The organism is Xanthomarina sp. F1114, from assembly GCF_026410255.1.
Classification (GTDB): domain Bacteria; phylum Bacteroidota; class Bacteroidia; order Flavobacteriales; family Flavobacteriaceae; genus Xanthomarina.
This window is the reverse complement of sequence record NZ_JAPMLL010000006.1, coordinates 40,082-66,460: the sequence shown is the minus strand read 5'-3', so window position 1 is coordinate 66,460 and position 26,379 is coordinate 40,082. Positions and strand designations below refer to the sequence as shown.

Annotated in this window: 25 protein-coding genes; 19 read left to right on the top strand and 6 right to left on the bottom strand. The window is 32.8% G+C overall.

Annotation, left to right across the window (positions count from 1 at the left end; genetic code table 11):
* Positions 1-53 precede the first annotated feature (53 nt).
* Genes OS188_RS06165 through OS188_RS06155 form a run of 3 tightly spaced genes read left to right on the top strand, consistent with a single transcriptional unit; the run spans position 54 to position 2,335 of the window.
* Positions 54-389: a tRNA-binding protein gene (locus tag OS188_RS06165; RefSeq protein WP_267147955.1), complete on the top strand. Its 336-nt coding sequence runs from the start codon at positions 54-56 to the stop codon at positions 387-389.
* A 3-nt stretch (positions 390-392) separates the two neighbouring features.
* Positions 393-1,307: a bile acid:sodium symporter family protein gene (locus OS188_RS06160; RefSeq protein WP_267147954.1), complete on the top strand. Its 915-nt coding sequence runs from the start codon at positions 393-395 to the stop codon at positions 1,305-1,307.
* Positions 1,304-2,335 (top strand): lysophospholipid acyltransferase family protein, encoded by a 1,032-nt coding sequence (locus tag OS188_RS06155; protein WP_267147953.1) that lies wholly within the window; start codon positions 1,304-1,306, stop codon positions 2,333-2,335. The genes OS188_RS06160 and OS188_RS06155 overlap by 4 nt, the downstream gene beginning before the upstream one ends.
* A 60-nt stretch (positions 2,336-2,395) precedes the next feature.
* On the opposite strand, the gene OS188_RS06150 is transcribed toward OS188_RS06155, so the two are convergent.
* Both OS188_RS06150 and OS188_RS06145 read right to left on the bottom strand, forming a co-directional pair.
* The gene (locus OS188_RS06150) at positions 2,396-2,794 is read right to left on the bottom strand and encodes a PUR family DNA/RNA-binding protein (RefSeq protein ID WP_267147952.1); all 399 of its coding nucleotides are present in this window, start codon (positions 2,792-2,794) and stop codon (positions 2,396-2,398) included.
* A 158-nt stretch (positions 2,795-2,952) separates the two neighbouring features.
* Entirely contained in the window at positions 2,953-4,707 is a 1,755-nt protein-coding gene (locus tag OS188_RS06145) for an ABC transporter ATP-binding protein (protein WP_267147951.1), read from the bottom strand.
* A gap of 146 nt (positions 4,708-4,853) precedes the next feature.
* Between OS188_RS06145 and OS188_RS06140 the strand changes: the two genes are divergently transcribed.
* The 5 genes from OS188_RS06140 to OS188_RS06120 all read left to right on the top strand — a co-directional run bounded on the left by OS188_RS06140 (position 4,854) and on the right by OS188_RS06120 (position 9,154).
* The gene (locus OS188_RS06140) at positions 4,854-5,957 is read left to right on the top strand and encodes a Glu/Leu/Phe/Val family dehydrogenase (protein WP_267147950.1); all 1,104 of its coding nucleotides are present in this window, start codon (positions 4,854-4,856) and stop codon (positions 5,955-5,957) included.
* A 190-nt stretch (positions 5,958-6,147) separates the two neighbouring features.
* Entirely contained in the window at positions 6,148-7,059 is a 912-nt protein-coding gene (gene nusB, locus OS188_RS06135) for a transcription antitermination factor NusB (protein WP_267147949.1), read from the top strand.
* 55 nt (positions 7,060-7,114) lie between these two features.
* On the top strand, positions 7,115-7,666 hold the full coding sequence (locus OS188_RS06130; RefSeq protein WP_267147948.1) for a DUF1573 domain-containing protein: 552 nt from the start codon (positions 7,115-7,117) through the stop codon (positions 7,664-7,666).
* 4 nt (positions 7,667-7,670) lie between these two features.
* The gene (gene yajC / locus OS188_RS06125; RefSeq protein ID WP_267147947.1) at positions 7,671-7,964 is read left to right on the top strand and encodes a preprotein translocase subunit YajC; all 294 of its coding nucleotides are present in this window, start codon (positions 7,671-7,673) and stop codon (positions 7,962-7,964) included.
* A gap of 155 nt (positions 7,965-8,119) precedes the next feature.
* The gene (locus OS188_RS06120) at positions 8,120-9,154 is read left to right on the top strand and encodes a hypothetical protein (protein WP_267147946.1); all 1,035 of its coding nucleotides are present in this window, start codon (positions 8,120-8,122) and stop codon (positions 9,152-9,154) included.
* Between the two features lie 9 nt (positions 9,155-9,163).
* On the opposite strand, the gene OS188_RS06115 is transcribed toward OS188_RS06120, so the two are convergent.
* Together OS188_RS06115 and OS188_RS14785 are read right to left on the bottom strand one after the other, a co-directional pair.
* The gene (locus tag OS188_RS06115) at positions 9,164-9,607 is read right to left on the bottom strand and encodes a YdeI/OmpD-associated family protein (protein WP_323370447.1); all 444 of its coding nucleotides are present in this window, start codon (positions 9,605-9,607) and stop codon (positions 9,164-9,166) included.
* Entirely contained in the window at positions 9,588-9,734 is a 147-nt protein-coding gene (locus OS188_RS14785; protein ID WP_323370446.1) for a hypothetical protein, read from the bottom strand. Before OS188_RS14785 ends, OS188_RS06115 begins: the two co-directional genes overlap by 20 nt.
* A gap of 216 nt (positions 9,735-9,950) precedes the next feature.
* Between OS188_RS14785 and OS188_RS06110 the strand changes: the two genes are divergently transcribed.
* Complete coding sequence (locus tag OS188_RS06110; protein ID WP_267147945.1) at positions 9,951-12,287, top strand: TonB-dependent receptor; 2,337 nt, start codon at positions 9,951-9,953, stop codon at positions 12,285-12,287.
* A 148-nt stretch (positions 12,288-12,435) separates the two neighbouring features.
* On the opposite strand, the gene OS188_RS06105 is transcribed toward OS188_RS06110, so the two are convergent.
* Both OS188_RS06105 and pepT read right to left on the bottom strand, forming a co-directional pair.
* Complete coding sequence (locus tag OS188_RS06105) at positions 12,436-12,993, bottom strand: hypothetical protein (RefSeq protein ID WP_267147944.1); 558 nt, start codon at positions 12,991-12,993, stop codon at positions 12,436-12,438.
* Positions 12,994-13,030: 37 nt separating this feature from the next.
* Positions 13,031-14,272 carry a peptidase T gene (pepT, locus tag OS188_RS06100; protein ID WP_267147943.1) on the bottom strand — a complete coding sequence of 414 codons (1,242 nt, stop codon included), beginning with the start codon at positions 14,270-14,272 and terminating at the stop codon, positions 13,031-13,033.
* A gap of 126 nt (positions 14,273-14,398) precedes the next feature.
* Here pepT and OS188_RS06095 point away from each other — a divergent pair, with 126 nt between their 5' ends.
* From OS188_RS06095 to OS188_RS06050, 10 genes are all read left to right on the top strand, one after another.
* Complete coding sequence (locus OS188_RS06095) at positions 14,399-15,433, top strand: quinone-dependent dihydroorotate dehydrogenase (protein WP_267147942.1); 1,035 nt, start codon at positions 14,399-14,401, stop codon at positions 15,431-15,433.
* On the top strand, positions 15,433-16,059 hold the full coding sequence (locus OS188_RS06090) for a LysE family translocator (protein ID WP_267147941.1): 627 nt from the start codon (positions 15,433-15,435) through the stop codon (positions 16,057-16,059). The genes OS188_RS06095 and OS188_RS06090 overlap by 1 nt, the downstream gene beginning before the upstream one ends.
* A gap of 30 nt (positions 16,060-16,089) precedes the next feature.
* A complete protein-coding gene (locus OS188_RS06085) occupies positions 16,090-16,953 on the top strand; it encodes a hydroxymethylglutaryl-CoA lyase (RefSeq protein ID WP_267147940.1) in 864 nt (287 codons plus the stop codon).
* A gap of 152 nt (positions 16,954-17,105) precedes the next feature.
* Positions 17,106-18,317 (top strand): DUF4856 domain-containing protein, encoded by a 1,212-nt coding sequence (locus OS188_RS06080; protein ID WP_267147939.1) that lies wholly within the window; start codon positions 17,106-17,108, stop codon positions 18,315-18,317.
* A 102-nt stretch (positions 18,318-18,419) separates the two neighbouring features.
* The gene (locus tag OS188_RS06075) at positions 18,420-19,544 is read left to right on the top strand and encodes an imelysin family protein (protein ID WP_267147938.1); all 1,125 of its coding nucleotides are present in this window, start codon (positions 18,420-18,422) and stop codon (positions 19,542-19,544) included.
* 63 nt (positions 19,545-19,607) lie between these two features.
* Positions 19,608-20,972 (top strand): HTTM domain-containing protein, encoded by a 1,365-nt coding sequence (locus tag OS188_RS06070; protein ID WP_267147937.1) that lies wholly within the window; start codon positions 19,608-19,610, stop codon positions 20,970-20,972.
* Complete coding sequence (locus OS188_RS06065; protein ID WP_267147936.1) at positions 20,953-23,376, top strand: TonB-dependent receptor domain-containing protein; 2,424 nt, start codon at positions 20,953-20,955, stop codon at positions 23,374-23,376. Before OS188_RS06070 ends, OS188_RS06065 begins: the two co-directional genes overlap by 20 nt.
* A gap of 17 nt (positions 23,377-23,393) precedes the next feature.
* A complete protein-coding gene (locus tag OS188_RS06060; RefSeq protein ID WP_267147935.1) occupies positions 23,394-24,116 on the top strand; it encodes an Insecticidal toxin complex protein in 723 nt (240 codons plus the stop codon).
* A 73-nt stretch (positions 24,117-24,189) separates the two neighbouring features.
* Positions 24,190-25,662, top strand: coding sequence for an IMP dehydrogenase (guaB, locus tag OS188_RS06055; protein ID WP_267147934.1), 1,473 nt, complete (start codon positions 24,190-24,192; stop codon positions 25,660-25,662).
* A 58-nt stretch (positions 25,663-25,720) separates the two neighbouring features.
* Positions 25,721-26,368, top strand: a complete 648-nt coding sequence (locus OS188_RS06050) for a sterol desaturase family protein (RefSeq protein WP_267147933.1) — start codon at positions 25,721-25,723, stop codon at positions 26,366-26,368.
* The last annotated feature ends 11 nt before the right edge of the window (positions 26,369-26,379 follow it).

Below are 26,379 nucleotides of genomic sequence, written 5' to 3'. Positions count from 1 at the left end.
CGGTACTTTTTATGTATTCAACTGAATTATTAATCTGCCAATTTCTGATAAAAATGAGTGAAATTATTGAATTTGAAGACTTTGTAAAAGTAGATCTACGGGTAGGAACCATTTTGGAAGTATCCGATTTTCCTGAAGCCCGAAAACCAGCATATCAATTAAAAGTTGATTTTGGCGACTTAGGTATTAAAAAGACCTCTGCTCAAATAACTACTTTATATAAAAAAGAAGATCTTTTGCATAAACAAATAGTAGCTGTTGTTAATTTTCCAAGAAAACAAATAGCTAATTTTATGAGTGATTGTTTAGTTTTAGGAGCAGTTAAAGAAAATGAGGTTATTCTTTTAAACCCAGAAATAAAAGTACAAAATGGATCTACAGTCCAATAATATATGAATGAATTAGACCAGGTAAAAATTAATTTTGATAGTGGAGGACTCTTAATTCTAAACATTGCATTGGCTGTTATTATGTTTGGAGTTGCTTTAGGAATAAAACCAAGCGATTTTAAAAGGCTGTCTAAACAACCAAAATTGGTTTTAATTGGAGTTTTATTACAATTTGTACTATTACCTTTTATTACATTTTTACTTATATTACTTATTAAACCAGAGCCAAGTATTGCACTTGGAATGATGATGGTTGCTGCCTGTCCTGGAGGAAATATTTCAAATTTCATGACTCATTTAGCAAATGGAAATACGGCACTTTCTGTTAGTTTAACTGCTATTGGAACTTTTATAGCCATTTTTATGACGCCTTTCAATTTTCAGTTTTATGGTTATTTATACGAACCAACATCAGTGCTTTTAAAGGAAGTGCAATTAAACCCTATTAAACTTTTAGAGCTTGTACTTTTAATCCTGGGAATTCCGTTAATGTTAGGAATGCTCTTAAGAGCAAAAAATGAAAAACTAGCTATTTTAATTTGTAAACGTTTAAAACCTCTTTCTATAATTGTTTTTGTAGTTATAGTTATTCTGGCATTTAGTAAGAATATAGACGTATTTAATAGATATGCGCATCATGTTATTGGTATAGGTATACTTCATAATATCTTAGCTATTTTATTAGGATTTACAGTGGCAAAGGCATTCAATCTGTCTTTCCAAAATCAAAAAACACTGGCTATTGAAACAGGAATTCAAAATTCTGGTTTGGGACTCTTATTAATTTTTACTTTTTTTAATGGTTTAGGAGGAATGGCAATTTTAGCAGCCTTTTGGGGAATTTGGCATATTATTTCCGGCTTGGCTATTTCTTATTACTGGTCTTACAAAGACAAGAAAATACTCGAAATTTCTTGAAAAAACTTTGGCTACATACAGTAAAGGGGTATTTAACACTTGGTTTGTTTTTTTATTATAAAAAGATAATTATAGTTAAAGAAGACACTATTCCTAAAAACAAACCCATTCTTTTTGTGTCTAATCATCAAAATGCATTAATAGATGCGTTATTAATTGCTACAACATCGGGGAGGTTTTCTTATTTTTTAACGAGAGCTAGTGTCTTTAAAAAACCTTTAGTTTCTAAGTTGCTTCATAGTGTCAATATGCTTCCTGTATATCGGGTTCGAGATGGTTGGAGTACTATAAGTAAAAACAATTATATATTTCAAACGTGTACAGAGAAGCTTAAACAAAATCAAGCAGTAGCTCTTTTTCCAGAGGGGAATCATCATATAAATAGAACGGTAAGACCATTAAGCAAAGGCTTTACTAGAATTATTTTCGAAACCTTAAATAGCTATCCAAATTTAGATTTACAATTGGTGCCAATTGGTCTCAATTATCTAGAGGGGTCAACCTACGGAGATAGTGTAGCTTTGTATTACGGAAAACCTATGCCGGCAAAACCTTTAGTTTCTGAATTTTCAAATGAAGAAGTTGTTACTCTAAAACAAACCGTACAGGATAAAATAAAAGGTCTAACCACACATATTGACAGTGCTGTTTATGATAAAACCATTACAAAACTAAAAGCCTTAAATGTCAATTTTTTAGATCCAAAAGCTACAAATAAATGTATTGCTTCTAATTTTAAAAACTGCAAAACAAGGCAAAAACAAACAAAAAGCGGGGGAAAACAATTCTTTAAAGCGCTGTTAATTCTAAATTTATTTACACCTTATGTTATTTGGAAGTTCTCTATAAAGCCAAAAATTAAAGAAGTTGAATTTATAGCTACATTTAGATTTGCATTAAGTATTACTTTGGTACCACTTTGGGTTTTGATACTCTGTATTATTATAGCTCTAAGCTTTGGTACTGTTTATGGAATTGCTTATCTCTTAACCGTCTTATTTATAGCTCTTTTAAGTGTGAAACTTTAATTTTTGACACAAAAAAAAGCCACTACAAAGTAATGGCTTTTAAAATAATCTTCTTATTTATTAAATATCATCGAAATTAACATCTGTAAATTTTTCAGTAGATGGAGTCTCAGTTTCTGTAGTGGCTACTTTTTTATCTGTAGCTTGAGATTCGTAGTCTTTTTTGAAATCTTTTTGATGACGTTCGCTTATAACTTCATCACCTTTTTCATTTATTATATAATCAGTCATTTCATTTAGAATAGTACTAAACTCAGAAAAATCTTCTTTGTATAAATAAATTTTATGTTTTTTGTAATGAAACGAACCATCATCGTTTGTAAATTTCTTACTTTCTGTAATCGTTAAATAATAGTCACCCGCTTTTGTAGATCTTACATCAAAAAAATACGTTCTTCTGCCAGCTCTTAATACTTTAGAAAAAATCTCTTCTTTCTCCATCATATCATTATTATTCATAATCGTATTGTTGTTTATAAAAGTTTTTCAAAAATCTAAAAAAAAGAGTTACCAACCAACATTTTAAGTCAATACTTTTTTTCTAAATTGTAATTATTCTAAGCTGCACTTAATCTGCTAACAAGATTTGGATAAAAACTTAAAGATGTCCGTTTCTTTTATTTATTACTTTCACTTAGTTGTTTTATATAAAGGTTTTTGTAGTATCCTTCGGTGTCTATCAGGCTATTATGTGTTCCTGATTGTACAATATTTCCATCGTCCAATACAATTATCTGATCTGCATTTTTTACAGAAGACACTCTATGACTTACAATAATTGTGGTTTTACCTTGAGCTATATTATGCAGGTGGTTTAATATTTTTTCTTCAGTTTCTGTATCAACAGCAGAAAGAGAATCGTCAAAAAGTAAAATTTTTGGATCTTTAACAATAGCTCTGGCAATAGAAACACGTTGCTTTTGTCCGCCAGAAAGAGTTATTCCTCTTTCGCCTAAAACAGTATCATACCCCTTATTAAACCCGATAATATTTTTATGGACTTGAGCATATTTTGCTGCTTGAATAACCTGCTGGTCCGTGGCGTCTTCTTTCCCAAATTTTATATTGTTTTTAATACTATCAGAAAATAAAAAAGCATCCTGAGGTACATAGCCTATACTATCTCTTAAACTTGCTAAGTTAAGTTTATTAATGGGTGTATTGTCTATTAACAGTTCTCCTTTTTCAATATCGTAAAGTCTACCAATTAAATCTAGAATAGTCGATTTACCAGAGCCTGTTTTTCCTATAATAGCCAAGGTTTTTCCATGTGCTAATTTAAAAGAAACTCCTTTTAAGGCTTCAATATTTGTATCGCTATATGTAAAATGAACATTTTTAAACTCGATATCTCCAATAATTTCAGAAGGTTCTTCTACGGAATTGGTTATTTCCGGTGTTATTTTTAAAAATGCATTGATACGTTTTTGAGAAGCCTCTGCTTGTTGGACGATAGAAGTAACCCACCCAACAGTAGCTACTGGCCAGGTAAGCATATTAACATAAATAATAAATTTGGTAATAACACCTAAAGTAATTTCACCATTTATATATTGAAGTCCCCCAACGTAGATTACTACCAAATTGCTAATTCCAATTAACAAAATCATCATGGGGAAGAAAAAGGCATTTACCTTAACAAGACTTAATTGTTTCTGTTTGCTGGTTTCAGAAAGCTCATTAAATTTTATAGAGGTTTCATTTTCTAAACCATAAGCCTTAATTATTGAAATTCCGCTAAAAGATTCTTGAGTAGAAGAAGATAAGTGGGATAAATACTGTTGTACAATGGTACTTCTTTTATGAATTTCTTTACTTAATTTATAGATAATAAACGATAAAATTGGTAAGGGAACAATGGTGTAAAGTGTTAATAAAGGCGCTTGATTGTACATAAACCCAATGACAATAATAAACAGTGTAATGGTATTGATACTATACATAATAGCGGGACCAGAGTACATACGTACACGTCCAACGTCTTCACTAATCCTATTCATTAAATCGCCAGTTCTGTTGTTTTTATAGAATTTTAGAGATAATTTCTGATAGTGTTGGTAGATTTCATTCTTTAAATCGTATTCAATAAATCGAGACACATTAATAATGGTTTGTCTCATAAAAAAGGTAAGTACACCTGTAATTAAAGCAGCTCCAATAATATAAAGAATATTAATAAACAGCTCTTTTTTAACCGTTGCAATATCCGTAACTTCTCCTTGAATATATTGGTTAACTATATCTATAGATGAGCCAATTAATTCTGGGGTAAATAATAAAAATATTTTAGCAACAATTGTTATTAAAATACCTACTACAAGACGCCATTTATACTTTAAAAAATACTTGTTAAGATGTTGTAGTTCTTTCATTTAAATCTTTATAGAGAATAAAGTTTTTAACAAATTCGCTTTTTACCATTAATAATTTGTGAATACCTTATTAAAGAATTAATTTTGCGCATTGTTTTTAGTGATTTCTCATTAAAACACAACATATAACTTAAAAAAAAAATAAAATGGTTACAGACGTTATCAATACAAACGAACTTCATAAAGTGGATCCGGTTTTTGGTCAACTTTCGTTCGATAATCATGAACAGGTTGTGTTTTGCAACGACAAAGATACAGGATTAAAAGCAATAATTGGTATTCATAATACGGTTTTAGGTCCTGCTTTAGGTGGAACTAGAATGTGGAATTACACAAACGAATGGGAAGCCTTAAACGATGTACTCCGTCTATCTAGAGGGATGACCTATAAGTCTGCTATCACTGGATTAAATTTAGGTGGAGGTAAAGCTGTACTTATTGGAGATGCGAAAACTCAAAAAACACCAGAATTAATGAGAAAATTCGGTGAATTTGTTCATTCTTTAAGTGGAAAGTATATTACTGCCGAAGATGTAGGAATGACTACTGCAGATATGGACACGGTTAGAGAAGTTACTCCTTACGTTACCGGAATTTCTGAATCTATTGGTGGTTCTGGAAACCCATCTCCTATTACAGGATATGGTGTTTTTATGGGAATGAAAGCAGCTGCTAAATTTAGATTCGGAACGGATGTTTTAGAAGATAAAGTGGTTTTTGTTCAAGGAATTGGAAATGTAGGTGAAACGGTTGTAGAACATTTAGTAAACGAAGGTGCTAAAGTAACTATTACAGATATTAACCAAGAACGTTTAGAAGAGGTTAAAAAGAAATACGGAGTTTCTATCTATGAAGGAAACGATCTGTACTCTGAAGAAATGGATATCTATGCCCCATGTGCACTTGGAGCAACTATCAACGACGATACCATTAATAAATTTAAAACTAAAGTCATTGCAGGAGCAGCAAACAACCAATTAGCTGTAGAAGCTGTTCATGGGAAATTGTTGCAAGATAAAGGTATCGTTTATGCCCCAGATTTTTTAATTAATGCTGGAGGTATTATCAATGTATACGCCGAATTAGAAGGTTACGACAGAAAAGAAATTATGCGTAAAACCGAAAATATTTACAATACTACTTTGGAAATATTAAATAACGCTAAAGCGAATAACATTACAGCCAATCAGGCTGCTTTAAATATAGCTCAAAACAGAATCGATGCAAGAAAAGCAGAGAATAAGAGATAGTTATTTAAAATAATATTATTTTTGCAAGGCGAAAGTTATTATTACTTTCGCCTTTTTTATTAAAAATTTAAATGGCTACCTAATAAATAAGGTCGCTTAATAAAACAACATCATATTAAAATTAATTTAATATTGAAACATTTAGTTCTTTGTACATATGCTTAATAGAAGACACATTAGAATAAAAGTAATGCAAACTATTTACTCTTTTAAAGGAGGAGAAAGTGATAATTTTGATAAAGAACAAAAGTTCTTAATTCACAGTTTAGATAATATTTACAACCTGTATTTGTTAATGATCTCTTTGCTTATTGAACTTCAGAAAAAAGCAGAAGATCACGCAGAAAAAACCAGTAAAAAACTCCTGGCGACTAAAGAGGAGAAGAATTTTAATAAAAAACTGGTTAATAATGAGGCGCTTTTAATGTTGAAAAACAATGTATTGCTTCAAGATGAACTCGAAGAAAGAAAAATTTCCAACTGGGAGCTAGATTCAGAATATGTGGATATTATTTTTCGTCAAGTTTTAGCTAGCGATCTTTATGAGCAGTATATGCAAACCAAAACGTCAACCTTTAAAGAAGATAAAGACTTTGTGGTAGATGTTTTTACTGAAATTATTGCGCCAAACGAAAAACTTTACGATTACCTAGAAGACAAAAACCTTACTTGGATAGACGATTTACCTGTAGTAAATACAGCTATTTTAAAATTACTTCGTAAAGTTAAGAAGGACTCTTTGTCAACTTATTTTATACCTAAATTGTATAAGGATATAGCGGATAAAGAATATGCCATAAATTTATTTAAGAAAACACTTTTAAATCAGTCTAAGTTTTCAGAAGTAATTCAAGCTAAAACTCAAAATTGGGATGCAGAAAGAATAGCCAGTATAGATACGGTATTGTTACAAATGGCAATTTGCGAAATTCAAAAATTCCCTTCTATTCCAGTAAAAGTAACCATTAACGAATATTTAGAAATAGCCAAAGAATACTCGACTCCTAAAAGTAGTGTGTTTATTAATGGTATTTTAGATAAGCTTATTAAAGAATACCAAGAAAGCAATTCTTTAAATAAAACAGGAAGAGGGTTGATGTAATAATAAATTATTATTACTTTTACAACTTAAATAAAAATAAAAAAAATAATTTAAAATGAAAAAAGTACTTTTAGGGCTTTCTGCTCTATGTTTAATAGCATTTTCATCTTGTAAAGAAGATGCTTCTAAAAAAATCAATGAAGAGAACGTTGCTGTAGCAGCAGAAAGAGATGCAAATTCTTCAAAATTTCCTGTGATTACTTTTGATAAAAAAGAACATGATTTTGGTGAAATTGAGTCGAAAGAAAATGTTGAGACAGTCTTTAATTACACAAATACAGGAGAGTCTCCTTTAGTAATTACAGATATTAAAAGTTCATGTGGATGTACAGTTCCTCAAGATTGGAGCAAACAACCTTTAAGTCCAGGAGAATCAGGACATTTTACTGTAAAATTTAACGGAACAGGAGCTAACAAAGTATCTAAAACAGTTACAGTTACAGCTAATACAGAATCTGGAAAAGAAACAGTTAAAATTTCTGCTTTTGTAAAACCAGATCCAAACGCTCCAGTAGCACCTGCTAGAGCTCAAGCACCTGTAGGGGGAGCGCAAGTTCCAGTAAAATCTAGTACTAGACCAGGACACGAAGGTCATAATCACGATTAAATAAATGGGAGATATTAGCACTTTTTTGCCGTTTATTTTAATGTTTGTAGTTGTGTATTTCTTTATGATTGCACCACAAATGAAACGTCAAAAACAAGAAAAAAAATTCGCTGCCGAACTAAAACGTGGCGATAGAGTAATTACCAAAAGTGGTATGCATGGAAAAGTATTAGAACTAAACGATTCTGATGCAAGCTGTGTAATTGAAACTTTAGCTGGAAAGATTAAATTCGATAAGTCTGCCATTTCTATGGAAATGAGCAAAAAATTGAATCCTTCGGCAGACAGTAAAAAGTAATTAATTTACTTAAATATATAAAATAAGTCACTCAAAATTTGAGTGACTTATTTATTTTTATCAACTTTAAATGCGATATGGATTATCCTATTTTAATACGCACTACTTTCATAAATACTAATACATATAAATAGTGTTTTAAAATATAAAATATAATGTTGAAAAGAAATGTAGCACTATTTGGTTTATTTATGTTAATTGCTAATATAACCTGGGCACAACAGCCAAGTATAAAGGTTAAACATAAGTACGAAGTTTATAGAGATAGTCTAAAACAAGTAGATTATAACTATGTATTTCCTATTTTGGGACAAGGAGCTTATAATAAAGGTTTCGATATTCCGTACCCGGTTGGAATTATGGGCAATTTTATGTGGATGGAGCAGGGAATTGCAATTAATAACTTACAACTCGGATTACAGAATAAAAATGTAGATATAGGATTAACACAAATTGACTTTGTCCAATTTGGTGAAAATACAAATACCTCATATACAATAAATGTAAGACCGGATATTTGGGTATTTCCATTTCTTAATGTGTATGGAATTTTAGGCTACGCACACACCAGAACGGAAGTAAATTTGGTGTACCCAGTTACTCTTCAATCTGTTGTAGAACAAAAAGTTTCTAATATGGGAATCGGAATTATGGCGGCAGGAGCTGTTGGTCCGGTATTTATTTCGGTAGACGCTAACTTTACCTGGAATAAACCAGAGTTATTAGATAAAGCTGTACCCGTAAGAGTTACAGGAATTAGATTAGGACATACTTATGTCTTTAAAGAAAAACCAAGTAGAAACATTGCGGTTTGGGTAGGTGGATTTTTTATGGAAACCGGAAGTGCAACCTCTGGCCAGTTAAAATTAAAAGATGCTTTACCAGCAGCAGATGGAACAAAAAAAGATGCCATAGTTTCTGATTATTATAATTGGTACGACAATGAAGCTACCATACCTCAAAAACTTGTCGCAGACCAGATACTTACCCCAATTATAGATCGCTTGGATGCAGCAGATGGCGAAGCTATTATAAAGTATGGGCTTGAAAAGCAAGTACAACAAAAATGGAATGGTATTATAGGCGCGCAATTTCAATATAATAAGAATTGGATGTTAAGAACAGAGTGGGGTGTGCTAGGAAATAGAAAATCCGCTTTACTTTCTGTTAATTATCGGTTCTTACTTTAAACAAGACGGTCAACAATTCTTGTACTTGTCGTGTAAACCAAGGCCTTCTATAATCATAGGTTTAATTTTATTTAGTCTAGATTGTTTGGTGGTTTCCCGTTTAGCAGAATCTATATAATGGCAGTATTCACGTTGTTTTCTAGGAGTAAGTGTTTTAAAAGCAGCTAACAAACTAGGGGTAGATTTTAATTCTTCTTGTAATTCCTTTGGGACTATTACCGTTTTTCCTTTCCTTTCAGGTTCTAGTATTTTTCCTGATTTTTGGTTTTCTATGGCTTCATGTATATATTCTAAAACAAGGGATTTTTTAATATCTCCAATATTTTCAAAACGCATTTGTCTTAGTGCTTTGGTTGTTTCTTGTGCTTTTTCTAAGAGTTGTTTTTCATCTTTTAAAAATACACCATTAAAGAACCAAATGCCAAAATGACTTTTAAAAGCGCCTATCCCCAATACATTCTTTCCATTTAAGCGTTTCTTCTAATTCTGTCGAATTTATAAGCTGTCTTAGTAGTTCGAGAGCTTCCTTATAAAGAGAGGTGTTTTCAATATATTCTTCAACAGAGCTTGCTTTTTTCATGTCTAATAACGGTTTCTATAAAAGTACATATTTTTTTTTCATTCTACATTTCACAGTCTGAGCTCATTACAAAACACTATTTAAATTTAGTCTAAATAAGCTTTGCTAATGTGATAGAGGAGGCTATATTTGCGCCTAATTTAAAATCAATCTAAATTATAATATATAAATATCATGTTTAAGAAACTATGTTTACTCCTCTTAATGGCAGTTCAAATGTCATTTTCACAATCACAAATCACAGGTCTTATTCAAAGTCATAATAACGAAGAGGTTTCCTTCGTAAATGTTATTCTTCAAGGTACCATTTATGGAACCAATGCTGATGAGAATGGTTACTTTGAATTTAGAAATCTTTCAGCTGGAGAATATGTTGTCAAAGTATCATCTGTAGGTTATATTTCTAAAAGTATCACCGTTCAATTATCAGAAAACGAAACCGTAAACCTGAACTTCAACTTAGATAGTGATTCTTATTTGGACGAAGTTGAAATCTTTGGAAACCGATATAAACATCCAGATAAAATTGAAGCTATTACTAGATTGCCGTTAGCTCCTTACGAGCAAATCCAGAGTATTTCAATTATATCTGAAAAATTAATTACACAACAGGGAAATTTATCCATTTCCGATGCTACTAAAAACGTACCTGGAGTTTACACCTTTGCCACCTATGGAAACAAACGAGAGAGTATGTCTTCTCGAGGATTTAGAGGGATTCCTATTTTAAAAAATGGAGTTCGTGTGCATTCCGATTTTAGAGGTGTTGGTATTTTAACCGATATGCAGGGGGTGGATAATATTCAAGTTTTAAAAGGGTCGGCAGCTATTACACAAGGAGTTGCAACCGATTTAGGAAGTCCAGGTGGTATAATTAATATTGTAACCAAAACACCTAATTACTACTTTGGAGGAAATGCATACGTTCGTGCCGGAAGCTTTGGACAAGTAAGAACTGCTTTTGATGTGTTTGGGCCATTAACTAACAACGAAAATGTGGCTTTTAGAATTAATGGTGCTATAGAACGCGCAGATAGTTATAGAGCTGGAATTTCTTCTGATAGGTTTTATATCAACCCATCGTTTGAATGGCGCGTAGACGATAAATCCACATTAACTCTTGAAATGGATTATTTTGACGATAGTAGAACGCCAGATGTGGGTACGGTTAACCTTGCAGAGAATGATACCAATGCTATTTACGATTTGCCATACAACCAGTTTCTGGGTTTTAAAAACGATAAGGCCTTAACTAAAAACACAACTTATTCGGTAAGATTTAATCGGGAATTAACAGATAAATTGAATTTAGTGGCTGCTTTTTATAAATCTAATTTAGATCTGGACGATAAAGGAGCAAGCCTTGGAGCTGTTATTGAAGATGAATTCGATACTCCTATTTACAACCAACGGAAACGTGGATATGCCATTTCTGAGCGTCAAGATGATAACAGCGTTTTACAATTTGATTTAGTTGGGCAGGATGTTAAAACAGGAGGTGTTTCTCATACATTTCAAGTGGGATTCGATTACAGAACGTCATCTTTCAATACCAAAAATCAAAGAGTTTCTACAGTAGATACTATAGATGTATTTACTAGTAATACCAGAAATCTGCCCGATAATTTGGACCTGGGTAACGCAACATATTCTGGAGCAAAAACAAGTGCTATTGGTTTTGTTGCTCAAGATGTCATGACATTTAATAAATACTTAAAAGCCTTTTTAGGGGTTAGATATAGTAAAACACAAACAGAAGCCGAATTAGAAACAGTACAAAGTGATGCCTTTAATCCATTAGGAGGGATTATTATTACCCCAATAGAAAATATTAATGTATTTGCTTCTTATACCAATAGTTCTTATCCTAGAACAGCCACTCGATTAGATATTAATGGAAATGAATTAGGAAATGAACGCTACGATCAATTTGAAGCTGGTATAAAAACAAATTGGTTGGATAGTCGTTTGCGTTTCAATTTTACCTTCTTCCAAATTAATAATAAGGATATTAACTTACCTGTTTACGATGAAAACTGGGTAGAAACTGGCTATTATCAAAAGGGAGGAAACGACGAAAGAAAAGGAGTAGAAGTAGAGCTTAGTGGCCGTGTTCTGCCAAATTTAGAACTTATTACCGGATATTCTTATATCGATGCTCAATATAAAGAACACACATCTTATGTATATGGTTCGGCACCTTTAAATACGCCAAAACACACCTTTAACGGCTATGTTAATTATGGGTTTAATAGCCTTTTAGATGGCTTGTCTGTTGGAGCCGGTGTTTATTTTACAGGTGAAAGACCTATAAACGATTGGAGTTCTGGAGCTGTTACTCATGAAGGGATTGTTCCTAACCAGAAACCTTTTATTGTAGATGCTTATACGCAAGTGAATATGCAAGCAGCCTATAAACTTAATCAGCATTGGGATTTTAGGGTACTGCTAAACAATGTGTTTAATGAGATTGGTTATAATACTTATAGAACAACGTATATAAACCAAACAGATCCAAGAAACTTTGCTGGTATTTTAACCTACACCTTTTAACCCCAAACGTTTTAATTAGTCTTTTAAAGTGCAGTTTGTATAAAATTGCACTTTTTTTGTTTTTTGGCGCATGGGATAATTAACTGAATTATAAAATAAAAAAAGCCTAGATCTTAGTCCAAGCTTTTCTATATGTTTGATTAATTAGTTAAAACCTATAACCAATTCTAGCATGTAGATTGACAGCAACGTCTGCCTCTCCATTAATTCTAACATTTTTTTCTTTAAAATAATGGATATATCCTACTCCAATTCCCGCTTCATAGTTAAAATGATTTCCAATATTTCTTCTAATTCCCCAAGTAGGTACAATTGTTAAGTCGCTAACTAAATTAATATTATCATTAGTTGAGGCTACTACAACGTCAGGATGGTAGCTTGTTTTTAAAGAAATAAAATTCCCACTATTACCATCAATTCTTTTAGACTTGTCTTTCCGTTTACTTATGTTGTAATACCATTTTGGTTCCAGAGATAGTACTAAGGCTAAAAGCATATCTGTATCATTCCTTCCAGCCCAGAAACCTGCGTCTACACCTATTTCACTTCGCAAAGCTATTTTGTTAGACAACCTGGATTCGTTGTGAACCCAAAGTCCTATTAAACCCGTCTGTATTCCAAAGACAGATTTTTCAACACTTGCTTCTTGAGCTGTTACCAATAAAGAAAAAGCACAAAGGCATAGGGTTAAGAGCGTTTTTTTCATATGGATTTATTATAGATTTATTATAGATTTGGGCTTATTAAGATTTCTTTTGGGCTGTTAGTTCAGCAATTTTACAAATAACTTCAGTAGCTTTTATAATGCTTTCTACTGGAACATATTCGTAACGGCCATGGAAATTATGTCCTCCAGCAAAAATATTAGGACAAGGTAAACCCATATAACTTAGCTGAGAACCATCTGTTCCTCCACGAATGGCTTTAATTAAAGGTTTTATGTCTAATTGTTTCATAGCTTCTTCAGCAATATCAACAATATGCATAACTGGTTCTACCTTTTCTTTCATATTATAGTATTGGTCTTTAATCTCAATACTTACGACTTCTCTCCCGTATTGCGAATTAATATCGTTTGTCACTTTTAACATGACTTCTTTTCTAGCTTCAAAATGCTCTTTGTCATGATCTCTAATAATATATTCTAAAACGGTTTCTTCTACTTCCCCTTCTATAGAGTATAAATGAAAAAAGCCTTCGTAACCTTCCGTATGTTCCGGCGTTTCTAATCTTGGTAAAGAATTTATAAACTCAGTAGCAATATACATGGAGTTTACTAATTTTCCTTTAGCATAACCCGGGTGAACAATTTTTCCTTTTACTTTTACAACGGCTCCGGCAGCATTAAAGTTTTCGTATTCCAATTCTCCAACTTGACTACCATCCATGGTATAAGCCCAATCAGCACCAAATTTTTCAACATCAAACTTATGTGCGCCACGACCAATTTCTTCATCTGGAGTAAATCCAACACGTATTTTTCCATGTTTAATTTCTGGGTGATTGATTAAATATTCCATAGCCGAAACTATTTCTGTAATTCCTGCTTTATCATCGGCGCCCAAAAGAGTGGTTCCATCTGTAGTAATTAAAGTTTGTCCTTTGTATAAAAGTAAGTCTTCAAAATAATCTGGAGACAATACAATGTCTTGTTCAGCATTTAAAACAATGTCTTTCCCATCATAATTTTCAATAATTTGAGGTTTGACATTAGCTCCTGTAAAATCTGGAGAGGTATCAAAATGAGATACAAAACCTATAGTTGGAACGTCATGATCTACATTACTTGGTAAAGTTGCCATAATGTAAGCATTCTCATCTATGCTTACGTCTTGCATACCAATAGCTTTTAGCTCATCAACCAGCTTGTTGGCTAAATCCCATTGTTTTTCTGTACTAGGAGTTGAATCACTTTTTGGGTCAGACTCTGTATCTATGGTTACATAACTTACAAAACGGTCTATAATATGTTGTTTTTCTATCATCTTAATATATTTTAATTAAAGAAAATCGGTGTATTTTAAGGTTTTCAAAAATACCAATAATTTATAAAACTAATGTTAGCATTTTTAATCAAATGAATGGTATTTTTGTCGAACAATATAACTCTTATGTATAAACTACTTATAAGACCTGTTTTTTTTCTTTTCGATCCTGAGAAAATACATCATTTTACATTTTCTTTAATAAAAACAGTATTGAAAATACCAGGAATGGCTGCTATTTTTAGAAGCCTTTATGTGGTTGAAAATGCGAAATTAGAAAAGCAGCTTTTTGGTTTAACTTTTAAAAACCCAGTTGGATTGGCTGCTGGTTTTGACAAAAACGCTGTGCTTTATAACGAGTTGGCTAATTTTGGTTTTGGTTTTGTAGAAATAGGAACCCTAACACCAAAAGGACAGATTGGAAATCCTAAAAAACGCTTGTTTAGATTGAAAGACGATCAAGGAATCATTAATAGAATGGGCTTTAATAATGAAGGTCTTGAAGCTGCCATCGAGCAATTAAAAAAAAATAAAGGTAGAGTTATTATTGGTGGAAATATTGGTAAAAACACCCAAACCTTACCAGAAGATTATACCAAAGATTATCTAACATGCTTTAACGCGCTGCATCCTTATGTAGATTATTTTGTGCTAAATGTAAGTTGTCCAAATGTAGGAAGTCATGCTAAATTAAACGATAAAGACTATTTATTGGAACTAATAGCAACCGTCCAACAAGCCAATAAAACCTTTGAAAAGCAAAAACCTATTTTGCTAAAAATAGCTCCAGATTTAAATAATACCCAATTGGATGAAATAGTGGAACTGATTGAAGAAACTCAATTAGATGGAGTTATTGCAAGTAATACATCGGTAGATCGCGCAGGCTTAAAAGCCTCTGACGAACGTTTAAAAGAAATTGGAAATGGCGGTTTAAGTGGGCAGCCTATCAAAGATAAATCAACACACGTCATTAAATATTTGGCCGATAAGAGTCGTAATTCTTTTCCCATCATTGGAGTAGGAGGAATCCACTCTGCAAAAGATGCCTTAGAGAAATTAGATGCAGGAGCTAGTTTAATCCAAGTTTATACTGGGTTTATTTATGAGGGTCCCAAACTAATTAAAAACATTAACAAAGCCATTTTAAAACGCAGTTAATGAATTACGATATTTTAATATCGTTTATAATTGCTACTTCTGCCTTAGCATTCTCTCCAGGACCAGATAATATCTATGTTTTGATGCAAAGTATTAGTCATGGAAAAACCTCTGGTTTAGCTACGGTTTCTGGGTTAATTTCAGGTTGTTTGGTGCATACTACTTTAGTGGCCTTTGGGGTTTCGGCACTTATAAAAGAAAACGATTCTCTGTTTTTTATCATCAAACTTTTTGGAGCAGCATATTTATTGTATTTAGCATATACTGTTTTTAAAAGTGATGCCTCTTTACAGCTAGGATCAGGAAGTGTTCCAAAGAAAACTGGAACTCAACTATTTAAACAAGGCTTTTTAATGAATGTTTTAAACCCAAAAGTCTCTCTGTTTTTTCTCGCCTTATTTCCTGGCTTTTTATTTAGTAACACTTTGAATGAAGTGACTCAGTTCTATGTATTGGGATTTCTGTTTATGGCTGTTTCCTTTATTATTTTTTCATCCATTGCTCTTTTGGCTGGCTCTATTTCAACTTATATAACACAGCATAAACATATTGGAAGCTATTTAAAATGGTTGCAAATATTCGTATTTGTGGGAATTGCCGTTTTCATCTTGTTTTCAAAAAAATAGTCCTATTTTTACAGTTCCAAGATAATAAGAATGTCCGATTTTATAAAAATTATAGAATGTCCTAGAGATGCCATGCAAGGCATCAAGGACTTTATTCCTACCGAAAAAAAAGTACAATATATTCAGTCCTTATTACGCGTTGGCTTCGATACTATCGATTTTGGGAGCTTTGTTTCTCCAAAAGCCATTCCTCAAATGGTGGATACGGCTCAAGTATTAGATCAATTGGATTTAAGTAAAACAAAAAGCAAATTATTAGCCATTATAGCTAATACACGTGGTGCTCAAGACGCATCTGTACATCAACAAATTGATTATTTAGGCTATCCATTTTCTATTTCCGAAAATTTTCAAATGCGGAACACACATAAAACTATAGCACAGTCTGTTGTTACTTTAAATGAAATTCTTGAAATAGCCGATAAATCAAATAAAGAAGTGGTTGTTTATATTTCTATGGGTTTTGGAAATCCCTATGGAGATCCATGGGATGTGGATATAGTAGGAGAATGGACGGAAAGATTGTCTAATATGGGCGTTAAAATTTTGTCGCTTAGCGATACTATTGGTAGCTCGAATCCTGAAAATATTAATTATTTATTCTCTAATTTAATTCCAAAGTATCCAGATATAGAGTTTGGAGCACATCTTCATACAACCCCAACCACATGGTTCGAAAAGGTTGATGCAGCATATAGAGCCGGGTGTAAACGTTTTGATGGTGCTATTCAAGGTTTTGGTGGATGTCCAATGGCAAAGGACGAATTAACAGGAAATATGCCTACCGAAAAACTTCTTTCTTATTTTACTCAAAAAAAGGTTTCAGATCTTAATGCCCTAAGTTTTGAAAGTGCCTATAACGAAGCGTCTAAAATATTTAATATGTACCACTAATTTTCTGCCTTTTTAATTCTCACGTTTACAATAAGTTAAAAATAATTAGTGAATTTTATTTTAAATTAATCTAAATAAGTTTTGTGTTTTTAAAATGCTGTTCTATTTTTGCATGGAAAATAACAATCTATTTATATTAAGTCTAAATAAAAATGAAAAAAATACTCCTCAGTGTAGCAATGGCTGCCACGATTTTAACTTCTTGTTCAAGTGACGACGATTCTAACGATTTTATAGATAATGGAGACCAAATAGAAACTCCAGCTACCTATACATTTGAGCGCGAAAATGTTTCAACAGTTAGCTTTAACGGGCAAACAACAAGAATATTAATGGCTGGCGAATTAACTTCAGCTTTAAAAGATAATACATTAACGCAATTAGATTTAGAAGCGATGTTTGCACACAGTGCAGGCGATGCCGATTTTTCTGATGCCGATTTAAACGCTTCTTCTAAAAACGTTCGCTCTAAAGTAGCAGCTTCAAAAGATTATTTCTCTGCCAATACAACATTAGCAAATATTATTAAAGCAGATTTTGATACTTGGATTGCCGAACAAGCAAATGCGGTATTCCCTAATTGGGAAGTTACAGCATCTGCAGGAACTGCTGGTCAATTACAACAATTAGGAGGTGGAACTACAAGATACTTAAACGCCAAAGGTTTGGAATTAAATCAGGCAGTAGCTAAAGGAATTATTGGTGGTTTAATGGCAGACCAAATGCTTAATAACTATTTAAGTACATCAGTTTTAGATGAAGGTTCTAATATAGAAAACAACAATAACGGTGTTGTAGAATCAGGAAAGTCATATACTACAATGGAGCATAAGTGGGATGAAGCTTATGGTTATTTATACGGAACAGAGGCAGATCCTTCTATGCCAGTTTTAGGTGCCGATCACTTTTTAAATGGTTATTTAAAACAAGTTGATTCAGACTCAGATTTTGCAGGAATTGCTCAAGATGTTTTCGAGGCTTTAAAATTAGGTAGAGCTGCTATTGTTGCAAAAAACTACGAAGTAAGAGATGAGCAAGTACAAATTGTTCGTGAGGCTATTTCTAAAGTCATTGCTGTAAGAGCCGTTCATTATTTACAAGCTGGTAAAACAAAACTTGCAGAAAATGATATGGCAGCTGCTTGTCATCAATTATCTGAAGGTTTCGGATTTATTTACAGCTTACAATTTACGAGACAACCAAATACAAATATGCCGTATTTTTCTCACGAAGAAGTAACTGACTATGTCACTGAATTAATGACAGGAAACGGTTTTTGGGATGTTACAGATGCAACTTTAGATTCTATCTCTGAAGATATTGCTTCTAGATTTAATTTTACAGTGGCACAAGCTGCAAACTAAAATTAAAATGATCCCGAATTAGTCTAAAATATCATAATAAGCGGATGTTTAATCAAAAAATAAATGTCTGCTTATTATCTTTGCAAAAAATAAATAATTAAGATGATTAAAAAAGCAGTGTATTTAGTTGTAGTTCTGTTTGTTGTAGTAGCCTGCAGTGGTTCAGACGATAGCGGTTCTGGAGGTGGAAGTAATTCAGATGGCTTTAACAGACAGTCCATGTTAATTAACTGGGCAGATAATATTATTATTCCTGTTTATCAAGGTTTAAATTCCGAATTGGGAAATCTTGTAACGGCTAAAAATATCTTTGTAGCAAACCCAGATCAAACTAATTTAGACGCTTTTAGAACAGCTTGGAAAGAGACTTATAAAGTATGGCAATATGCCGAAATGTTCAATATAGGTAAAGCTGAAGCAATTAATTATCACTTCCAAATGAATATTTATCCAACATCAGTTTCAGATGTTGAAAATAACGTGGCTTCCGGAACTTACGATTTAACACATCCAAATAATAACGATGCCGTTGGTTTTCCAGCTGTAGATTACTTATTATATGGGCTGGCACAAAATGATGCTGCTATTCTTGAAAAATATACTACAAACACCAATGCACTTGGTTATAAAACCTACCTGTCTGATGTAGTCGATCAAATGAAATCTCTTACCCAAATAGTTTTGAACGATTGGACAACGGTTTATAGAGATCAATTTGTAAGTAGTTCTGCTAATACAGCTACCAGCTCTGTAAATAAATTGACAAACGATTTTATTTTTTACTACGAAAAAGGCCTAAGAGCAAATAAAGTCGGTATTCCAGCAGGAATCTTTTCTACCAATCCTTTGCCAGAAAAAGTGGAAGCTTTTTATAATCAAGAAATTTCAAAAGAATTGAATTTAGATGCTTTACAAGCAGTTCAGGACTTTTTTAACGGAAAAGCGTATGGGTCGTCTCTAATAAATAGCAGTTTCGATGAATATTTACAATACTTGAACACCGTGAAAAATGGCGAAGATTTAGACGTGCTAATAAACAATCAAATAGATTTAGCGAGAACTAAAGTTCAGCTGTTAAACAATAATTATTACGAACAAGTGACTACCGATAATCAGAAAATGACACAAGCTTATGATGAATTGCAAAAAGTAGTTGTGTTATTAAAAGTAGATATGGTTCAGGCCATGAATATTAGTGTGGATTATGTGGACGCTGATGGCGATTAATAAGTCAAAATAAATTATAAAACTAAAGGTTCTTTAAGTGTATTAGAGAATCTTTTTCTTTTTATGAAAGTTAATTTTAAATCATATTTTCAAAAGCAAACAGATGCAGCTCCTCTGGCTGTGTTTAGAATGCTGTTCGGTATTATGATGCTTTTTAGCATCGTTCGCTTTTGGGCAAATGGTTGGATTGAAACTTTATATATACAGCCAAAATTTCACTTTTCATATTTTGGTTTTGAATGGATTAAACCATTAGGTGTATATACATATCTCATATTTTTTATCTGTGGATTATCTGCTGTTTTAATTGCTTTAGGTTTAAAATATAGATTAGCAATTATCATGTTTTTTCTGAGTTTTACTTATATAGAGCTCATGGATAAAACCACCTACTTAAATCATTATTACTTTATTAGCGTTTTAAGCTTTTTAATGATTTTCTTACCGGCAAACGCCTATTTTTCTTTGGATAGCTATATTAAGAAAGTAAGTTATAAACAGGTGCCAAAATGGTGTATTGATAGTATTAAACTTCTTCTTGGGATGGTTTATTTTTATGCAGGCTTGGCTAAAATAAATAGCGATTGGTTGTTTAGAGCCATGCCTTTAAAAATTTGGCTTCCTTCTAAATACGATCTACCCTTTATAGGGAATAACTTCATGCAACAGGAATGGTTTCATTACGCCATGAGTTGGTCTGGAATGTTATACGACTTAGCCATTCCATTTTTATTACTTTATAAACGGACACGTTGGTTTGCATTTGCTTTAGTGGTCTTTTTCCATGTGTTTACACGGGTTTTATTCCCAATTGGTATGTTTCCGTTTATCATGATTGTTTCAACGTTAATTTTCTTTGAAGCTGACTTTCATCATAAAATAATCCGCTTTATTAAACGAATTTTGCCCACTTTAAAAGATGGGACGTCAATAAAAGTGAAAAACACATACAGCCTAAAAAAACAGAAAATAGTTTTACCAATTCTAGGGATTTTTTTTACAATTCAAATGTTATTTCCATTTAGATATATGCTCTATCCAAGTGAATTGTTTTGGACAGAAGAAGGCTACCGTTTCTCTTGGCGCGTGATGCTTATGGAAAAAATGGGCTATACCACCTTTACTATTAAAAATGGGGAAACAGGAACTACTTTTGTAGTTGATAACACTGATTTTCTGACGTCCTTTCAAGAAAAACAAATGAGCTTTCAGCCAGATTTTATTTTAGAATATGCACATTATTTAGGCGATCATTTTTCGGCTCAAGGTCATGAAAATGTCCAGGTTTTTGCAGAAAGTTATGTCGCTTTAAACGGACGTTTAAGTCAGCCATACATTGATAGCTCCGTAGATTTATACAAAGAAAAAGAATCATTTAACCATAAAACGTGGATACTACCATTTAACGATGACATTAAAGGATTTTAAAATATTTATAGCTTTATTAATAAGCATTTCAGGGTATTCTCAACATAAAATTTCTGGGGTTGTCACCTTTGCTGAAAACAATCAACCTTTATCTAATGTTGAAGTTTTTGATAAGGATTCTGGCAAAAAAGCTACTACAAATGCTACTGGATATTATGAGTTTGAAACAGAAAAAGCACAAATTAATCTGGTGTTTTTTTCATACGAATTTGAAGTGTATGAAACCGCTGTAACTAGTACAGAAGACATAGAAGTTAATGCAGTTATGAAAGGACTGAGTGTCGCTTTATCTGAAGTTGAAATTTCGGCAAGAAAAGAAAAGGTATTTGAATTATCGAGACTTCAGGATGTTGAAGAAACCGCTATTTATGCCGGAAAGAAAACAGAGGTGGTTTTAGTAGATCAATCCATGGCAAATTTAGCATCTAATAATGCCCGACAAATATTTAATCAGGTAGCAGGTTTAAATATTTATCAAAATGACGATGCTGGATTGCAGCTTAATATCGGTGGACGTGGTTTAGATCCAAACAGAACATCTAACTTTAATACCAGACAAAACGGCTACGACATCAGTGCAGATGTTTTGGGCTATCCAGAAAGTTATTATACACCAGCTTCCGAAGGGATTTCTGAAATCCAAGTAGTTCGTGGGGCTGCCTCACTGCAATATGGAACCCAGTTTGGAGGCTTGATTAATTTTAAAATGAAAGAACCAAACCCCAATAAACCTTTCGAACTTATTACCAGAAACACTTTAGGGAGTTTTGGTTTGTTTACAAATTTTACCAGCATTAGCGGAACAAAAGGCAAATGGAGTTATTATTCCTATTTCAATTATAAGCAAGGGGATGGATTTAGACCCAACTCTAAATTTGAATCGACGAATGTATTTGCTCATCTAGGCTATCAATTTTCTGAAAACACATCGCTTACAGGAGAGTTAACCTATTTAAACTATTTAGCACAACAAGCCGGAGGTTTAACAGACCAAATGTTTTATGAAGATCCATACCAAAGTAATAGAACCCGTAATTGGTTTCAGGTAGATTGGTTGTTGTATAATGTGAAATTTGCACATAAATTTTCAGAAAAAACGAACTTTACCTTTAACTTTTTCGGTCTAAATGCGTCTAGAGATGCTTTAGGTTTTAGATCAAATAGGGTAAACCAAATTGACCCGATGAGTGAACGTGATTTGATAAAAGGCGATTTTAATAATTTTGGCTTTGAGACGCGTTTATTAAGCGAATACAATGTATTTGAAAAAAAATCTATTTTTTTAATTGGAGCTAAGTTTTATAAAGCAAATAACAACCAACAACAAGGCCCGGGAAGCGATGGAGATGGTCCGGATTTTAACTATTATACAGAAGAATTTCCAAATTACACTAATCAATCACAATTTGATCTCCCTAATTTAAATATCTCTGTTTTTGGAGAAAACATCTTTTATCTGAGTGATAAATTCTCGGTAACACCAGGGTTTAGATTCGAATATATAAATACCCAAAGTGACGGATTCTATAAAAATATTAATACAGATGCTGCTGGGAATGTTATTTTTGAAGAAACTGTTTATGAAGACCAAAAATTTGAACGTTCTTTTGCACTTCTAGGTTTAGGCTTGAGTTATAAGCCTAAAAAAGGCGTTGAGTTTTATGGAAATATTTCACAAAATTACCGATCTATTACCTATTCAGATATTTATATAAGTAATCCTGCATTTACCATAAATCCAGATATAACAGACGAAGATGGGTTTACAACCGATTTAGGAATAAGAGGAAATTTTAAAAATATTCTGTCTTACGATGTGGATGTTTTTAGTGTTTTTTATAACAACCGTATCGGATTTGCACAAAAGGTTTTAGACGATGGTCGCATTTTCAGTGAACGTGGAAATATAGGAGATGCCGTTATGTATGGTGTAGAATCTCTGTTCGATCTTAACCTTAAAAAACTCATTGGATTAAACAGTCAGTTTAGTTTAAACTACTTTATTAATTCATCTTTTATTAATTCGGAATACACAAGCTCAGAGAAGTCTGGAGTTACAGGAAACAAAGTGGAATTTGTGCCAGAAGTCAATATAAAAACAGGAATGAGATTTGGTTATAAAAACCTCTTAGGAAGCGTTCAATACACCTATTTGTCAAGCCAATTTACAGATGCTACAAACTCTATAGAACCAAGTTTAAGTGGCGTTATAGGTCAAATACCAAGTTATGATATTTTAGATATCTCATTATCTTATAGCTATAATCGCTTTAAATTAGAGCTTGGAATTAATAACCTTCTCGATAATGCCTATTTTACAAGACGTGCTACTGGTTATCCAGGTCCAGGAATTATCCCTTCGGCTCCAAGAAATTGGTATGGAACCTTACAGATTAAAATATAAAAATTTCTTGTAAATTTATGCTTCATTTTAGTTATATGAAGTCCTTACTATTTACATTTTTAGTTGTTATTTCATCAATAGCATATTCCAAAGAATATAAAAATTTAAAAGAATATCAGGAAATATCTGGTAACGCCCAACTAGCACCATCCGACTGGCTCTGTAAAGACAGAAAAAAGAATACCCTGGTTTGGCAGCAAGCAAACATCTATAATTTGGAAAATAATCGGCCCTTAGAATACCAAACTATTCAGCAACGAACCGATTTCTATCTATGGCTTTTTAAGACTTTAGATAAAAAAGAACAGGAAGTGGTCTGGCCAAAAATGGCGTATTTTATTTCAAATAAGTTAGAAGCTACCCAATCTTTTCCTTTTAAATTATTCATTAGAAAAGAAGTAAAACGCTATGCTACCAAAGGCAGCCAAACTGTTTTTGGTAAAGCTTTCCCACAGCTTAAAATGCTCTATTTTTCAGAAGAAAACTTAACAGCAAAAGATGCTTATGCCTGGGACGAAGCTTTAATTGATAAAGAACAGAATGTTTGGCTACAAGATATTTATAATGAAATAGATGAAAAAACTTTAAAAACTATTGATAAAATGGCCAAAGGGAAAGGTCTTTATACCTTTATGGTTCCTAAAGAAGTTAAATTCACTGGAGATCTGTCAGATAAAGAAAACCGTTATCATTATGCTTTAAACACTTTGCGTCCATATTGTGAAGAGAAATATAATTAATTTAAGAAAAACTTAAAACATTTTTCCCTATATATATTGTATATTTGCACGCAATTATAAACGTAATTGCAACATGACAGCACACGACAATAAAATTGTAGGAGAAGGTTTAACCTACGACGACGTCCTTTTAATTCCAGCTTTCTCAGAAGTCTTACCTAGAGAAGTTAATATTCAAACAAAATTCACTAAAAATATTACCATAAATATTCCAATAGTTTCTGCAGCTATGGATACGGTAACAGAAAGTGCTATGGCTATTGCTATGGCTCGTGAAGGAGGAATAGGCGTGCTTCATAAAAATATGACTATTGCGCAACAGGCCAACGAAGTACGTAAAGTAAAACGTGCAGAAAGCGGGATGATAATCGATCCTGTAACCCTTACTACAGATGCAAAAGTACAGGATGCTAAACATAATATGGCAGAACACAGTATTGGTGGAATTCCAATTGTGGATCAAGATGGTACTTTAAAAGGTATTGTAACAAATAGAGATCTACGTTTTGAAAAAGATGGAGAAAGACCAATTGTAGAAGTTATGACGAGTGGGAGGTTAGTAACTGCACCCGTTGGAACATCCTTACAACAAGCCGAAGTTATTTTACAAGAACATAAAATTGAAAAACTACTTATTGTTGACGATAATTATAAACTTGCTGGATTAATTACTTTTAGAGACATTACCAAACTTACTCAAAAACCTAATTCTAATAAAGACGTGTACGGACGTCTACGTGTGGCTGCTGCTCTGGGAGTAACTGCCGATGTTGTAGAGCGTACCGAAGCTTTAGTAAACTGTGGAGTAGACGCTGTAATTATAGATACGGCTCATGGGCATACTAAAGGTGTGGTTGCTGTGTTAAAAGAAGTAAAAGCTAAATTCCCAGAATTAGAAGTTATTGTAGGAAATATTGCGACAGCAGCAGCAGCTAAATACTTAGTTGAAGCGGGTGCCGATGCTATAAAAGTTGGAATTGGACCTGGTTCTATTTGTACCACTCGTGTTGTTGCTGGAGTTGGTTATCCTCAGTTTTCTGCTGTTCTGGAAGTAGCAGCAGCAGTAAAAGGTTCTGGTGTTCCTGTAATTGCAGATGGAGGAATCCGCTATACAGGAGATATCCCTAAAGCTATTGCAGCTGGAGCAGATTGCGTGATGCTAGGTTCTTTATTGGCAGGAACTAAAGAAAGCCCAGGAGAAACTATTATTTACGAAGGAAGAAAATATAAATCCTATAGAGGTATGGGGTCTGTTGAAGCCATGAAAAAAGGAAGTAAAGATCGATATTTCCAGGATGTTGAAGACGATATTAAAAAGCTGGTTCCTGAAGGGATTGTTGGTCGTGTAGCTTATAAAGGCGAATTGAACGAAAGTATTCACCAATTTGTTGGAGGCTTAAGAGCAGGAATGGGTTACTGTGGAGCAAAAGATGTAGAAACACTAAAAGAAAACGGACAATTTATTAAAATTACAGCTTCTGGAATTAACGAAAGTCACCCACACGATGTTACCATAACTAAAGAATCGCCTAATTATTCTAGATAGATTATTATTAGTATCTTATATTTTTTATAATTTTGTTTTATTAAAACATACTTAATTTATGAAACCAGAAGTGACTACAGATTTTCAAACTGGTCAAGCAGAGATCTTTAAGAATCCTATTTTGGAGCGTTTAACAAAAACAGATCCAATTTCTAATATTATAGTTTACGGATTAGTTAATGCAGCTTTAGTCTATGTAGCTATTGGAGTTATGGGACTAAGTGTTTGGGCTTTCTTAGGGCTATTTGTATTTGGGCTATTCTTTTGGACCTTTGCAGAATATATGCTGCATCGTTTTGTTTTCCATTGGGTAACAGAAGCCAAATGGTCTCAAAGATTTCATTTTATTATGCACGGCGCACATCATAATTACCCAACTGATAAAGACCGTTTATTAATGCCTCCAGTTCCGGGTATTATATTAGCCTCTCTGTTATTTGGAATGTTTTATGTGGTTTTCTGGCTTGCCGGATATACGCAACTAGTGTACGGGTTTTTCCCTGGTTTTTTTATTGGGTATTTACTGTATTCTTTTGTTCATAGAGCAACACACGTTATGCGTCCTCCAAAACGCTTTAGAGATTTATGGCATCACCATAGTTTACATCATTATAAATATCCTAACAAAGCTTTTGGAGTTTCCAATACGTTTTGGGATAAAGTTTTTGGAACCATGCCTCCTAAAAAGGAAAAGAAGAAAGCTTAAACTATCTTTAA

Excerpts from the sequence above, each read along its gene's own strand:
- OS188_RS06150 (WP_267147952.1), bottom strand. The coding sequence starts at position 2,794 with ATGAATAATAATGATATGATGGAGAAAGAAGAGATTTTTTCTAAAGTA.
- OS188_RS06145 (WP_267147951.1), bottom strand. The coding sequence starts at position 4,707 with ATGAAAGAACTACAACATCTTAACAAGTATTTTTTAAAGTATAAATGG.
- OS188_RS06070 (WP_267147937.1), top strand. The coding sequence starts at position 19,608 with ATGAAAGTTAATTTTAAATCATATTTTCAAAAGCAAACAGATGCAGCT.
- OS188_RS06065 (WP_267147936.1), top strand. The coding sequence starts at position 20,953 with ATGACATTAAAGGATTTTAAAATATTTATAGCTTTATTAATAAGCATT.
- OS188_RS06120 (WP_267147946.1), top strand. The coding sequence starts at position 8,120 with ATGTTGAAAAGAAATGTAGCACTATTTGGTTTATTTATGTTAATTGCT.
- OS188_RS06105 (WP_267147944.1), bottom strand. The coding sequence starts at position 12,993 with ATGAAAAAAACGCTCTTAACCCTATGCCTTTGTGCTTTTTCTTTATTG.
- OS188_RS06160 (WP_267147954.1), top strand. The coding sequence starts at position 393 with ATGAATGAATTAGACCAGGTAAAAATTAATTTTGATAGTGGAGGACTC.
- OS188_RS06050 (WP_267147933.1), top strand. The coding sequence starts at position 25,721 with ATGAAACCAGAAGTGACTACAGATTTTCAAACTGGTCAAGCAGAGATC.
- pepT (WP_267147943.1), bottom strand. The coding sequence starts at position 14,272 with ATGATAGAAAAACAACATATTATAGACCGTTTTGTAAGTTATGTAACC.
- OS188_RS06110 (WP_267147945.1), top strand. The coding sequence starts at position 9,951 with ATGTCATTTTCACAATCACAAATCACAGGTCTTATTCAAAGTCATAAT.
- OS188_RS06090 (WP_267147941.1), top strand. The coding sequence starts at position 15,433 with ATGAATTACGATATTTTAATATCGTTTATAATTGCTACTTCTGCCTTA.
- OS188_RS06060 (WP_267147935.1), top strand. The coding sequence starts at position 23,394 with ATGCTTCATTTTAGTTATATGAAGTCCTTACTATTTACATTTTTAGTT.
- OS188_RS06140 (WP_267147950.1), top strand. The coding sequence starts at position 4,854 with ATGGTTACAGACGTTATCAATACAAACGAACTTCATAAAGTGGATCCG.
- OS188_RS14785 (WP_323370446.1), bottom strand. The coding sequence starts at position 9,734 with ATGAAAAAAGCAAGCTCTGTTGAAGAATATATTGAAAACACCTCTCTT.
- OS188_RS06080 (WP_267147939.1), top strand. The coding sequence starts at position 17,106 with ATGAAAAAAATACTCCTCAGTGTAGCAATGGCTGCCACGATTTTAACT.
- OS188_RS06095 (WP_267147942.1), top strand. The coding sequence starts at position 14,399 with ATGTATAAACTACTTATAAGACCTGTTTTTTTTCTTTTCGATCCTGAG.
- OS188_RS06075 (WP_267147938.1), top strand. The coding sequence starts at position 18,420 with ATGATTAAAAAAGCAGTGTATTTAGTTGTAGTTCTGTTTGTTGTAGTA.
- OS188_RS06130 (WP_267147948.1), top strand. The coding sequence starts at position 7,115 with ATGAAAAAAGTACTTTTAGGGCTTTCTGCTCTATGTTTAATAGCATTT.
- OS188_RS06165 (WP_267147955.1), top strand. The coding sequence starts at position 54 with ATGAGTGAAATTATTGAATTTGAAGACTTTGTAAAAGTAGATCTACGG.
- guaB (WP_267147934.1), top strand. The coding sequence starts at position 24,190 with ATGACAGCACACGACAATAAAATTGTAGGAGAAGGTTTAACCTACGAC.
- yajC (WP_267147947.1), top strand. The coding sequence starts at position 7,671 with ATGGGAGATATTAGCACTTTTTTGCCGTTTATTTTAATGTTTGTAGTT.
- OS188_RS06085 (WP_267147940.1), top strand. The coding sequence starts at position 16,090 with ATGTCCGATTTTATAAAAATTATAGAATGTCCTAGAGATGCCATGCAA.
- nusB (WP_267147949.1), top strand. The coding sequence starts at position 6,148 with ATGCAAACTATTTACTCTTTTAAAGGAGGAGAAAGTGATAATTTTGAT.